The organism is Curtobacterium sp. TXMA1, assembly GCF_020162095.1.
Taxonomy (GTDB): Bacteria; Actinomycetota; Actinomycetes; order Actinomycetales; family Microbacteriaceae; genus Curtobacterium.
Window position 1 is genome coordinate 2,835,340 of record NZ_CP083910.1, and the last position, 12,149, is coordinate 2,847,488.

General features: G+C 73.3%; 12 protein-coding genes. 9 read left to right on the plus strand and 3 right to left on the minus strand.

Features of this window, described 5'->3' with window-relative positions:
- Positions 1–55: 55 nt before the first annotated feature.
- The 7 genes from LCG91_RS13390 to LCG91_RS13420 all read left to right on the plus strand — a co-directional run bounded on the left by LCG91_RS13390 (position 56) and on the right by LCG91_RS13420 (position 8,049).
- A complete protein-coding gene (locus LCG91_RS13390; RefSeq protein WP_224441687.1) occupies positions 56–2,152 on the plus strand; it encodes an ArnT family glycosyltransferase in 2,097 nt (698 codons plus the stop codon).
- A gap of 28 nt (positions 2,153–2,180) precedes the next feature.
- The gene (locus LCG91_RS13395) at positions 2,181–2,681 is read left to right on the plus strand and encodes a GNAT family N-acetyltransferase (protein WP_224441688.1); all 501 of its coding nucleotides are present in this window, start codon (positions 2,181–2,183) and stop codon (positions 2,679–2,681) included.
- Positions 2,678–3,283: a molybdenum cofactor guanylyltransferase gene (locus tag LCG91_RS13400; protein WP_224441689.1), complete on the plus strand. Its 606-nt coding sequence runs from the start codon at positions 2,678–2,680 to the stop codon at positions 3,281–3,283. Before LCG91_RS13395 ends, LCG91_RS13400 begins: the two co-directional genes overlap by 4 nt.
- A gap of 4 nt (positions 3,284–3,287) precedes the next feature.
- A complete protein-coding gene (locus LCG91_RS13405) occupies positions 3,288–3,590 on the plus strand; it encodes a DUF6457 domain-containing protein (protein ID WP_058749217.1) in 303 nt (100 codons plus the stop codon).
- Positions 3,587–4,786 (plus strand): molybdopterin molybdotransferase MoeA, encoded by a 1,200-nt coding sequence (locus LCG91_RS13410; protein ID WP_224441690.1) that lies wholly within the window; start codon positions 3,587–3,589, stop codon positions 4,784–4,786. The genes LCG91_RS13405 and LCG91_RS13410 overlap by 4 nt, the downstream gene beginning before the upstream one ends.
- Positions 4,787–4,882: 96 nt before the next feature.
- A complete protein-coding gene (gene fdhD, locus LCG91_RS13415) occupies positions 4,883–5,749 on the plus strand; it encodes a formate dehydrogenase accessory sulfurtransferase FdhD (protein WP_058727334.1) in 867 nt (288 codons plus the stop codon).
- 38 nt (positions 5,750–5,787) lie between these two features.
- Positions 5,788–8,049: an FdhF/YdeP family oxidoreductase gene (locus tag LCG91_RS13420; protein WP_224443157.1), complete on the plus strand. Its 2,262-nt coding sequence runs from the start codon at positions 5,788–5,790 to the stop codon at positions 8,047–8,049.
- Positions 8,050–8,361: 312 nt separating this feature from the next.
- On the opposite strand, the gene LCG91_RS13425 is transcribed toward LCG91_RS13420, so the two are convergent.
- The 3 genes from LCG91_RS13425 to LCG91_RS13435 all read right to left on the minus strand — a co-directional run bounded on the left by LCG91_RS13425 (position 8,362) and on the right by LCG91_RS13435 (position 11,065).
- Positions 8,362–8,871, minus strand: a complete 510-nt coding sequence (locus tag LCG91_RS13425) for a hypothetical protein (protein ID WP_224441691.1) — start codon at positions 8,869–8,871, stop codon at positions 8,362–8,364.
- A 228-nt stretch (positions 8,872–9,099) separates the two neighbouring features.
- Positions 9,100–10,731, minus strand: coding sequence for an MFS transporter (locus LCG91_RS13430; RefSeq protein ID WP_224441692.1), 1,632 nt, complete (start codon positions 10,729–10,731; stop codon positions 9,100–9,102).
- 109 nt (positions 10,732–10,840) lie between these two features.
- On the minus strand, positions 10,841–11,065 hold the full coding sequence (locus LCG91_RS13435; protein WP_082687473.1) for a PLDc N-terminal domain-containing protein: 225 nt from the start codon (positions 11,063–11,065) through the stop codon (positions 10,841–10,843).
- A gap of 130 nt (positions 11,066–11,195) precedes the next feature.
- On the opposite strand from LCG91_RS13435, the gene LCG91_RS13440 reads away from it, so the two are divergent.
- On the plus strand, positions 11,196–11,612 hold the full coding sequence (locus LCG91_RS13440) for an HIT family protein (protein ID WP_224441693.1): 417 nt from the start codon (positions 11,196–11,198) through the stop codon (positions 11,610–11,612).
- 105 nt (positions 11,613–11,717) lie between these two features.
- The gene (locus LCG91_RS13445) at positions 11,718–12,149 is read left to right on the plus strand and encodes a hypothetical protein (protein WP_224441694.1); all 432 of its coding nucleotides are present in this window, start codon (positions 11,718–11,720) and stop codon (positions 12,147–12,149) included.

Here is a 12,149-nt window from a genome sequence, read left to right on the forward strand (position 1 = left end):
CCTGGGGACCGGCTGCCCCAGGCTCCTTCATCGACTCCGGCGCGATCTTCAGCGCATGGACTCGACCCACCCCGCCCCGACGTCGGGCGACCACGCCGCCACACGCCCTGCACGGTGGTGGCACCAGACCGTCGCCCAGCGGGCGAGCCTCGCTGCGATCGTCGTGCTCGGCGCCGTCCTGTCGAGCTGGAACCTCGCCCGCGGCGGTGACTCGTCGTTCTACGCCGCAGCCGCCCGCTCGATGTCCGAGTCGCTGCCGGCGTTCCTGTCCGGCTCGTTCGACCCCGGCGCGACGGTGACCCTCGACAAGCTCGCCGGATTCGCGGTGCCCCAGGCGATCAGCATCCACCTGTTCGGCATGTCCACGGCGTCGCTCGCGCTGCCGCAGGTGATCGAGGGCGCGGTCACGACGCTCGCCGTGTCGGTGGTCGTGCTCCGCTGGCTCGGCGCCCGGGCCGGCCTGGTCGCCGCCGCCCTCGCCGCGAGCACCCCGATCTTCGTGTCGATGTTCGGCCACCCGATGGAGGACGGTCTCCTCACGATGTCCCTCGCCGTCGCGCTGGTCTGGTGGCAGCGCGCCGCGCTCACCCGGACGTGGTGGCCGCTGCTGCTCGCCGGGCTGTTCGTCGGCGTCGGCTTCCAGGCGAAGATGCTGCAGGCCTGGTTGGTGCTGCCCGCCCTCGTGCTCGCCACGGTGGTCGCCACCGCCGGCCCGGGACGGCGGTGGCGCCGCGCCGTCGGGCACGTGGCCGCGCTGGTCGGTGCCGCAGTCGTCGCGAGCCTCTCCTGGTCGGTCGTGCTGGGGCTGCTGCCGACGGGCGACCACCCCTACTTCGACGGGTCGACCGACGACAGCGTGTTCGCGATGGTCTTCGGCTACAACGGCGTCGACCGGTTCCTCCCCGGACTGTGGCCAGGGGCGGTCGGTGCGCTGGGCGCCGCCGTCGGGCACGCCGGGTCACACGTCGCGGACGCCTGGCGCACGGCGACCGCCGGCCGTGGCGGCGGCGACCACTCGCTGCTGCAGCTCTTCTCGCCGCGGTACGCGTCGCAGGTCGGCTGGTCGTGGCCCGCAGCGTTGACCGGCATCGGGATCGGCGCAGCCCGGTGGTGGCGTCGTCGATCCGGCCGGGAGGCCCTGCTCCCCGCCGCCACGCTCGTCGCCCTGGTCGTGTGGCTGGCCACCGCGGTGGCGGTCCTGTCCGTCCTGCGACTCCCGCACACCGCGTACGTCGCCGGGATCGGCGCGCAGCTCGCGGCGCTCGGCGCGCTCGGCTGGTGGGGTGCCGCCGGGTTCGTGGACGCGGCTGACCGCCGGCTGCGGCTCGTGCCCGTCGGCCTGCTCGTGGTCCAGGGCGCCTGGTGGGTGTGGCTGGCGCGGGCCTCGTCGGAGCCGACGCTCCTCGGCACGCTCGCCGTCGGGGTGACCGTGGTGGCGCTCGTGGTGCTCGTCGTCCGCTGGCGTCGGAGCGACCCGACCGTGCCGTCGACCCGCTGGCGTCGGACAGCGGCCGGCCTGCTCGTCGCCGCGGTGGTGCTCGGGCCGGCGTGCTTCTCGCTGCAGGTCCTCGACGCGGCGCGGGACGGCAGCGGCGGCGACGCGTCGGTCGGCGTCGGGCAGGGCGCCTTCGCCCGTGGCGGTGGCACCCCGGAGCGGGCGTTCGCGCTCGGCCGCGGCGGCACCGGCGGCTGGCCCGCCGAGGGTCGGTCGTCCGGTTCCGCGGCGTTCACGATCTCCGCGCCGGATGTCGTCGGTGGGCACACCAGCCTGCCCGCCGACGAGGCAGCCCTCGTCGACGCCGCCCAGCGCGTCGGCGGTGGTCAGGACGGGGCACCGCTGTTCCTCACCGACTCGTGGCGGATCGCCGCCGACGTCATCGGGGACACCGGCGACGAGGTCCTGACCGACGGCGGGTTCTCCGGCCGGGTCCCGGTCTTCACGGCCGCGCAGGTCGAGTCGATCGTCCGCTCGGGCCGGACGCACCTGCTCGTCGTCGCGTCGGGCACGGCCGCGACCGACCCGGTCCGCCGTGCCGGTGCCGACCTCGGCTGTCGGGTGGTGCAGCGGTGGGGTTCGACGTTCGCCGACGCGGCTCCCGGCAGGTCCTTCGGCGGCGGCGCCACGTCCTTCGCGCTCGAGCGGTGCTCCTGAGACGACGCGGGTAGGGCAGGATCGAACGATGGAGATCCGCGTGGCCGACCTGGACGACGCCGAGGCAGTCGCCGCCTTCCAGGTCCGGGCATGGGAGCAGACGTACCGGGGGCTCGTCCCCGACGCGTTCCTCGACGCCGCGAGGTCGCGCGACCGACGTGCGCGCTGGGCTGGACGCATCCGCCGGGGCGAGCGTCGTGTCGTGCTCGTGCGTGCCCGCGACGTCGTGGTCGGGGTGTCGAGTACCGCACGGTCGGCCGAACCCGGTCTGCCCGCGACCGAACTCTGCACGCTCTACCTCGATGCAACCGTGCAGGGCACCGGGGTGTCGGACCAGCTGCTCGAGGCTGCTCTCGGGCGGGCTGCTGCCCACCTGCTCGTCTTCTCGGTGAACGAACGAGCCAAGCGCTTCTACGCCCGCCACGGCTTCGCACCACAGGGTCCACCGCAGGTCGATCCCGGCACGGGACTCGACGAGGAGCGCTGGGTGCGCGGCGGCAGCGGACCGGTCAGGAGCGTTCCGGCATGACCGTCCCCGGAGCCGCGGGCCATGACGCCGTCCTGCTCGCGGGGGGTCGGGCGTCGCGGATGGGCGGGATCGACAAGACCGCCCTCGTCGCCGACGGCCTGGCACTGTCCGACCACGCCGTCCGCGCGGCGGCCGGTGCCCGCAGCGTCGTGCTCGTCGGGCTCCGCGACGGCCGGACCGCACCGGACGGGGTCGTCCTCACGCGCGAGGACCCGCCGTTCGGTGGACCGGTGGCCGGCATCGCCGCAGGGCTCGCGGCGATCACCGAGTCCGCGCCGTGGACGCTCGTGCTCGCGTGCGACCTGGTGCGCCCCGAGCGGGCGGTCAGCGTGCTGTTCGGGGCGGCGAACGACGAGGCCGACGTCGACGGCTTCGTCGCCGTGGACCAGGACGGGCGTCGCCAACCGCTGCTCGCGCTCTACCGGTCGGATGCGCTGCGTGCCGCGGTCCGGGTGCTCGGTGACCCCACCGGCGCGGCGGTCCGACGACTCACCGCCGACCTCCGGCTCGTCGACGTGCCGCTGTCCGCCGATCTCTGTGCGGACGTGGACGAACCGGAGGACGCCACGCGGGCCACGGCGAGCGCCCGGCTGCTTGACTGACCGCATGACCACTGACGACGTCCTCGCCGCCTGGACCGCCGAGCTCGCCGAGGCGCTCGGCTTCCCCGAGGACTTCACGCTCGACCGCGACGTCGTGCTCGACCTCGCCCGCGACGCCGCCCACGGGGTCGCCCGGCCGGCCGCCCCGCTCACGACCTTCCTGGTCGGGTACGCAGCCGGGCTCCGCGGCGGATCGAGCGCCGACCTGGCCGATGCCGCGGCGACCGCGACCCGGCTCGCGCTGGCGCACGAGGACACCACGGACTCCGCAGCGGCTGACGGCTCCACCGGACCCGACGCCCGGTGACGCTGGTCCTGCCGTCCTGGTCCGAGGCCCGACGCGCGGCACACGAGCAGGGCGCCCGTCTGGCCGCCGACACCGCGGCCGCTGACCCGGGGTCGGGAGCGGTCCGACTCGACCTGGCGTCGGCGCTCGGGCGGACGCTCGCCGCTGACCTGCTCGCCCGTGCCGACGTGCCGGGCCACGACGGCGCCGCGATGGACGGGTGGGCCGTCGCGGGGCCCGGGCCGTGGGTGCTCGGCGCACCGATCGTCGCGGGCGCGGTCCCCGCGGACGAGCCGCTCACCGTCGGGCACGCCCGTCCGGTCACGACCGGGGCGCCGGTCCCGCCCGGCACGGAGGCGGTGGTGCGCTCCGAGGACGCCTCCGTCGACGACGACGGCCGCCTGGTCCGCCACACGTCGTCCTCGCGGCGGCACGTCCGATCGGCCGGCGAGGAGGTCACCCGCGACCAGGTGCTGTTCCCCGGCGGGTCGGTGCTGACCCCGCCGCGTGCAGCGCTGGCCGCGGCGTCCGGCGTCGACGACGTGCTCGTCGCGCCCGTCCCGACCGCGCGGGTCGCGGTGCTCGGCGACGAGATCGTCGGCGCGGGCGTCCCGCGACCCGGACAGGTGCGCGACGTCTTCACCCACACCCTGCCGTCCGTGCTCCGGGTGTTCGGGGCCGACCCGGTCGCCACGGAGCGCGTGGCCGACGACGCCGACGGCACCGCCCGGGTGCTCGACGCCGCGCAGGAGCGCCTCGTCGTCACGACCGGCGGTACGGCCGGCTCCTCGACCGACCACGTGCGGGGAGCGCTCGCCCGCATCGGCGCCGAGCTGCTGGTCGATCGCGTCGACGTCCGGCCCGGGCGGCCGGTGCTGCTCGCGCGTCGCGGCTCGACGGTCTTCCTCTGCCTGCCCGGCAACCCGATGGCCGCGATGGTCGGCCTCGTGCTGCTCGGCGGACCGCTCGTCGCCGGACTGCTCGGGCGACCACTCGAGCCGACGGGGTCGGTCCGGCTCGCGGTGGACGTGCCGAACGACCGACCGGGCGCACTGGTGCTCGCACATCGGACGACGTCCGAGGGTGCCGTGCCGGCGTCCCACCAGTCGTCGGCCATGCTGCGGGGGCTGGCCGACGCGGACGGACTGATGATCGTGCCGGCCGGGGGCGGCGTGGCGGGCGAGGACGTGCCTCCCGTCCGGCTGCCGTGGGTCTGACGGGTGCGGACCCGGCAGCCTGAGGAGCGGCTCAGCCGCGGTGGCGGGAACCGCACCGCCCTGGCGGGTGCCGGGCGGGGGTGGTAGACCCGGAGCATGAGCCGGATCACGGCGCGGAAGCGCGTCACCCGCATCACCGTCGCGACGTCCCGGTCGGTCCGCGACGACCTGCTCGCCGTCGAGGAGCCGCTCGAGATCCGCGTCGGCGGGAACTCGCTCGCGATCACGATGCGGACGCCCGGCAACGACGTCGACCTCGCTGCCGGGTTCCTGGTGTCCGAGGGCGTGATCGCCCGCGGTGACGACTTCGCCGCCGCCCGGTACTGCGCGGGTGCGACGGACGAGGGGCTGAACACCTACAACGTGCTCGACGTGACGCTCGCCCTCGGTGTCCCCGCACCGGACCCGAGCCTGGAGCGGGCCTTCTACACGACCAGTTCGTGCGGCCTGTGCGGCAAGGCGAGCATCGACGCGGTGCGGACGACCTCGCAGCACGCGGTGCACCACGACGACCTCGTGCTCGACCCGGCACTCCTCGCGACGTTCCCCGATCGCCTGCGCGAGGCCCAGGACGTGTTCGAGAAGACCGGCGGGCTGCACGCGGCGGCGCTGTTCGACGGCACCACCGGCGAGATGCTCGTGCTCCGCGAGGACGTGGGCCGGCACAACGCCGTCGACAAGGTCGTCGGGTGGGCCGTGAAGGAGGGGCGCCTGCCCCTGAGCGGCACCGTCCTCATGGTCTCCGGTCGGGCGAGCTTCGAGCTGACGCAGAAGGCGTCGATGGCGGGCATCCCGGTGCTCGCCGCCGTGTCCGCGCCGTCCTCGCTCGCCGTCGACCTGGCGAAGGAGGTCGGCATCACGATCGTCGGCTTCCTTCGCGGCCAGAGCATGGTCGTCTACAGCCGCCCCGAACGCATCACCGAACCAGCACCCGCCCCTCGAGAGACCGTGAGCGCACCGTGACCGAACAGCCCCCGAAGGACGACGTGACCGACGCCGAGATGACCGTCGGCGAACCGAAGGACTGGGCCGCCGGCGTCCCGGGTGTCCTGCACTCGATGGGTCCCGCGCTCGAACAGCTCGGCGCCGCCCGCACCGCCAAGCTCATGCTGTCGCTCAACCAGAAGGGCGGCTTCGACTGCATGAGCTGCGCCTGGCCGGACCCGGACAAGCGCAAGACCGCCGAGTTCTGCGAGAACGGCGGCAAGGCGGTCGTGTGGGAGGCGACGCCCGTCCTGGTCCCCCGCACGTTCTGGTCCGAGCACTCGATCCACGACCTGGCGGACAAGACCGAGTACTGGCTCGGGCAGCAGGGACGCCTGACCGAGCCGGTGTGGAAGCCCGCCGGCGAGGACCACTACCAGCCGGTCAGCTGGGAGCGGGCGTTCCGGATCATCGCCGACAAGCTCAACGGGCTCGACTCCCCCGACCAGGCGTCGTTCTACACGTCCGGGCGAACCTCGAACGAGGCCGCCTTCGTGTACCAGCTGTTCGTCCGGGCGTTCGGCACGAACAACCTGCCCGACTGCTCGAACATGTGCCACGAGTCGACGAGCCTGGCGATGGCCGAGGTCGTCGGCATCGGCAAGTCGACCATCGCGTACGACGACTTCGAGCACACCGAGCTCATCATCGTGATGGGGCAGAACCCCGGCACGAACCACCCGCGCATGCTCACCGCACTCGAGGACGCCAAGAAGAACGGCGCCGAGATCGTCGCGGTCAACCCGCTGCCCGAGGCGGGCCTCCGCCGCTACAAGAACCCGCAGCGCGTCCGCGGGGTGATCGGGCACGGCACCCAGATCGCCGACCAGTTCCTGCAGATCCGACTCGGTGGCGACATGGCGCTGCTGCAGGCGCTCGCGAAGCGCGTCGTGCTCGCCGAGCAGAAGACCCCGGGCGTGGTGGACCACGCGTTCATCGAGGCGCACACGAGCGGGTACGAGGCGTTCGTCGAGCACATCCTGCAGGTCGACGACGACGAGGTCGTCCGCGCCACCGGGCTGACCATCGAGGAGATCGACGAACTCGCCGAGCGCTACCTGCACTCCGAGCGAACGATCATCACGTGGGCGATGGGCATCACCCAGCACACGAAGGCCGTCGACACCATCAAGGAGATCATCAACCTCCTGCTCCTGCGCGGGAACATCGGCCGTCCGGGCGCCGGCGCCTCGCCGATCCGCGGGCACAGCAACGTCCAGGGCGACCGGACCATGGGCATCTGGGAGCAGATGCCCGACAGCTTCCTCGATGCCCTGGCGGAGGAGTTCCACTTCGAGCCGCCGCGGGAGCACGGGGTCGACGCGCTCAAGGGCATCAAGGCCATGCAGCGCGGGGACATCAGGTTCTGGATGGGCATGGGCGGCAACCTCGTCGCCGCGATCTCGGACAGCCAGCTCGCCGAGGCCGCGTTCCGCGGGACCGAGATGACCGTCCAGGTGTCGACCAAGCTGAACCGGTCGCACGCCGTCGTGGGCGAGGAGGCCCTGATCCTGCCGACGATGGGCCGCACCGAGATCGACGTGCAGGCCGCCGGCCCGCAGTTCGTCTCCGTCGAGGACACCGTCTGCTCCGTGCACGGCAGCCACGGGCAGGTCCCGCCGGTCGCGCCCGGCCTGCTGTCCGAGGTCGCGATCGTGTGCGAGCTCGCGAAGGCCACGCTGGGTGACCGGGTGCCGGTCGACTGGCAGGCCATGCGCGACGACTACGACGTGATCCGCGACCACATCAGCCACGTCGTGCCCGGCTTCGACGACTACTCCCGCCGCGCCGGCAGCAAGGAGGGCTTCGTCCTGCCGAACGGCCCCCGCGACTCGCGGACCTTCGCGACGGAGACCGGCAAGGCCATGATCACGGTCAACGAGCTCGAGCACGTCGAGCGCCCCGAGGGCACCCTGCTGCTGCAGACCCTGCGCTCGCACGACCAGTACAACACGACGATCTACAGCCTGAACGACCGGTACCGCGGCATCAAGAAGGGCCGGCACGTCGTCTTCGTGAACCCGGACGACCTGACCGAGCTCGGGCTGTCCGACGGCGACCACGTCGACGTCGAGACCGTCTGGGACGACGACGTCGAGCGGGTGCTCCGGGACTACCGGGTCGTCGCCTACCCGAGCGCCCGCGGGTGCGCGGCGGCCTACTTCCCCGAGGCGAACGTCCTCGTGCCGCTCGACAGTGCGGCGAAGGGCAGCAACACCCCGGTGTCGAAGGCGGTCCCGGTGCGGCTGACGCGGGTGGCGGTGCCCGCCGGGGTGTGAGGCGCGCGTCGGTCGGTCGGCGCGGGCGTCGGTCGTCGGTCGTCGGTCGTCGGCGCGCGTCGGTCGTCGGCGCGGGTCCTGCGACAAGACGGCTGTCGTTCGACAACGGTCTTGTCGCCTCATGCACACGCACGCGATGCGTGTGCATCCTGCGACAGGACGGCTGTCGTTCGACAGCCGCGATGTCGCGGAACGCACGTTGAGAACGGACGGGAGGCGCGGTGCCAGCGAGCGCCGCGCCTCCCGTCCGACGGCGGTGCGGGCCAGCCGGCCGTGGTCGGCTGCGCTGGCGCGCCCGCGAGCGCGACGGCGTCAGCGGGGGTCGGCCGTCTCGCGCGGCTCCGTGATCCGCTCCCCGGTCTGCGGGTCCCAGCCGATGGTCCTCGGCTCCTGCACGCGCGGGCGTCGTTCGACGCGGGGGAACCAGGGACGTGCCGACGGCAGCCAGAGCAGCACGGCGGCGGCGATCACGGCGACCGCTTCGAGCGTCAGCCAGCTCGCGCTCCCGGTGAGCCCCATCACGACCACGTTCACCACGGCGAAGGCCCCCATGACCCCGAGCCACACGCGCGCGGTCCCGGAGCCGCGCCACACGAGCAGCGTGGCCCAGGCGAGGAGTGCGCAGATGCCGAGGCCGAGCACCCAGGCGACCACCGTGGCGGGGAGCAGGTCGGGCTCACGCAGCGCCGACAGCACGGACATCACCGAGAAGACGACGATCCGCTCGACGAGCACGACGGCCCAGATCGACACGGCCGCGATGACCACCGGCGGCTGTTGCCTCGGTCGGCCGGTCTCCTGTGCGCGCTCGTCCGTCGTCACGGTGCCCCCTCTGGTCGACGCAGACCCCACGGCCGCGTACCGCGACCGTAGCGGAGTCGGGACGCGGTCGGCCAGCCCCCGAGCGATGGGTCCTGTGACGGTATCGCTGTCGTACGACAGCGATCTCGTCGTGTTCCGCTCGGCCAGCTCACCGCTTGCGACTGATGCGACGTTGCGGCTGTCGTACGACAGCCGCAACGTCGCTCACCGCGCGGCGGCCGCGCCCGCTCAGACGGACGCCTCCGTCCCGCGGACCTTCCCCACCACGACGTCGACGATCCCGGCGACGAGCGCCGCCGCCACGAACACCAGCGAGACCCCGAGCCCGAGCGGGAGCCCCTGCGAGTAGTCGCCCTTCGAGCTCGCGAGCGACGAGTAGAACACGCTGCCCACGGCCGCGATGCCGATCGCCGAGCCGACCCGCGCGCCGACCTGGATGAGCCCGCCGGCGGAACCGCCCTGCTGGACCGGCACCTCGGAGAGCGTGAGCGTCTGGTTCGGCGAGATGGTCAGGCCGGACCCGATGCCGGCGACCAGGAGCGGCAGCACGAGCCACCAGCCGAGGTCCGGCCCGTAGTGGTCCGCGACGACCCAGATGACCGCGCCGAGCCCGATGAGCACGAGCACCGTGCCGACCACGATGAGCTGCCGCCCGAAGCGGTGCACGATCCGACCGCCGATCGTCGACGCGATGCCGGAGCCGATCGCGAACGGCACCGACGCGACACCGGCGAGCAGCGCGGAGTACTGCAGGCCCGACTGCAGCGCGAGGGTCAGCACGAAGAAGAGCGGGGTGAAGCCGGCGAAGTAGACCGTGGCCAGGCCGACCCCGAGCGAGAACGACCGGCGACGGAACAGGCCGAGGTCGATCACGGGCTCGTGCTCCCGGCCGTAGCGGCGCTCCCACAGCACGAACAGCACGGCGAACACGACGGCGGCGACGACGAGCCACCACTTCGCGTTGCTCTTCCACTGCTCGGACTGCACGAACGGCAGCAGCAGCGCGACGACCGCGGCACCGAGCAGCAGGATGCCGACCGGGTCGAAGTCGTGCTTCCGCCCTCGTTCGGCCTTCGGTGTGGTGGGCAGGTACCGGAAGGCGAGCAGGATCGTGACGAGCCCGACGGGCAGGTTCACGAAGAAGACGAAGCGCCACCCGTTCTCGGTGCCGAACGCCGTGATGAGCAGGCCGCCCACGAGCGGACCGATCGCCGTGGCGATGCCGACGGTCGCACCGAAGAGACCGAAGGCGGTGCCGCGTTCCTTGCCGCGGAACAGCTGCTGAATGAGCGCGGTGACCTGCGGGGTGAGCAGGCCACCGGCCAGACCCTGCACCAGTCGGGCGATGACGAGCACGAGCCCGTTCGGGGCGAAGCCGCACAGCGCGCTCGCGAGGGTGAACAACGCGACACCGACGACGAACATGCGTCGGCGCCCCACCGCGTCACCGAGACGACCGCCGGGGACGAGCAGCAGGCCGAAGGCCAGGGCGTAGCCGGACAGGATCCACTGGACGGCCTCGGGGGTCGCGCCGCTCAGGCCGCTCGAGATGGACTGCAGCGCGACGTTGACGATCGACACGTCGAGCAGGACGATGCCACCACCGAGCAGGCAGATGACGAGCGCCTTCCAGCGATTCGGGTCCGGGGCGTCGCCCTTCTGCTGGCCGGAGTCCTGCCGCTGGTCGGAGTCCTGCCGCTGGTCGGAGTCCTGCCGCTGGTCGGGGTGCTGCTCCTGGTCGGGGTGCTGCTCGGCCTGCGGCGCCGACGGGTGCTCGGCGGTCGCGGCGTGGTGCGCGGTGTGGTGCGCGACGGTGGGAGCCGCATCGGGCTCGACGGGTTTGCGGTGTTCGGCTGCCATGACGATGCCACGCTAGGCCGCGCCCCGAGACCGATCCGCAGGCTGTGCGGTTCTTGTCCCCCGGGTCCGGGCCCACAGCCCGCCGGTGGGGGGCGGACCGGTCGGGTGGTCAGCGATCGGCGCGCTGCAGACCGTCCGCAGCCTTCCCCAGCAGCCAGTTCACCGCCCACCCGAGCACGCCGACGACCGGCACGAGGACGATCACGAGCGTCCAGACGATCTTCACCACGTCGCTCCGGCGTCGGTCGCGCCAGACCTGCACCAGCGCCAGCACGTCGAGGGCCAGCAGCAGCGTGAGCACCAGCAGATGGGCACCAGCGAAGTTCTCGAGCACGTCGTCCTCCTCCGTCGTCGTCGAGCACCCCACGCTAGGACGGACACCGTCGCGCCCGCGTCCACCGAGCGGACGACTCCGGGTCGTCCCCCCCGGACACGGACGGGACGCCGTCCACCAGACTGGGGGGATGGAGTCGTGCACGTTCTGCAGCATCATCGCCGACCGCGAACCGGCGACCTGGGTGGAGCGCGAGGAGCACGCCGTCGCGTTCGCCCCGCTCCCGGGGTCGGCACTCGCCCCCGGGCACACGCTGGTCGTCCCGGTCGCGCACACCGCGGACCTGCTCAGCGCCGACCCCACCTCGCTCGCGGCCTGCACGGCACTGGCGCGGCGGGTCGGCCTCGCCATGCGCGGGGCCCTCGGCGCGACCGGGACCGTCCTGCTGCAGGCCTCCGGAGCCGACGCCGGGCAGAGCGTGCCGCACCTGCACTTCCACGTCGTGCCGTGCTGGCCGGACGACGGCACGACGCACTGGCCGGAACCGCCGTCGGCGCACGTGCACGACGGCGACCCGTACGGAGATCTGCGGGCGATGTTCGAGTAGCCGCGGCACCGGATGTCATCCCGGAGGAGCACGTCGGTCCTCCGCTGTGCCGATCCCCACGGGACGTGGATGCGCTGTGATCGGGTCTGACACGAAAGGCTCGACATGCCCCGCTCCACGATCACCACTCCCCTGGCCCTCGGCGTGCTCGCCCTCGGCGCGCTGACGCTCACCGGCTGCTCCGCCCTGGGCGACGTCGCCCACGACCGGGTGACCTCCGAGGCCGCGACCCGCGCCGACCTCGACGCGGCGCCGGACTGGCTGCCCGCGGACGCCCGCGACATCACCTCCGTCGCCGGCACCGGGGGCAAGGCCTCCGACACGACCCCGACCACGCTGGTGTTCACGAGCGCCGACGGCGTCACCGACGGGTCCTGCAGCACCGCCCCGCGGCAGTCAGCACCGACGATGGACGTCGAGGACGCGCCGGACGTGTACGGGGCGACCGAGGTGCTGCGCTGCGGCCCGTGGTCGATGACGTCGAAGGGCGACCGGTGGATCGCCTGGACGCCGAACCCGGGCGACGGCGGGTCCTGA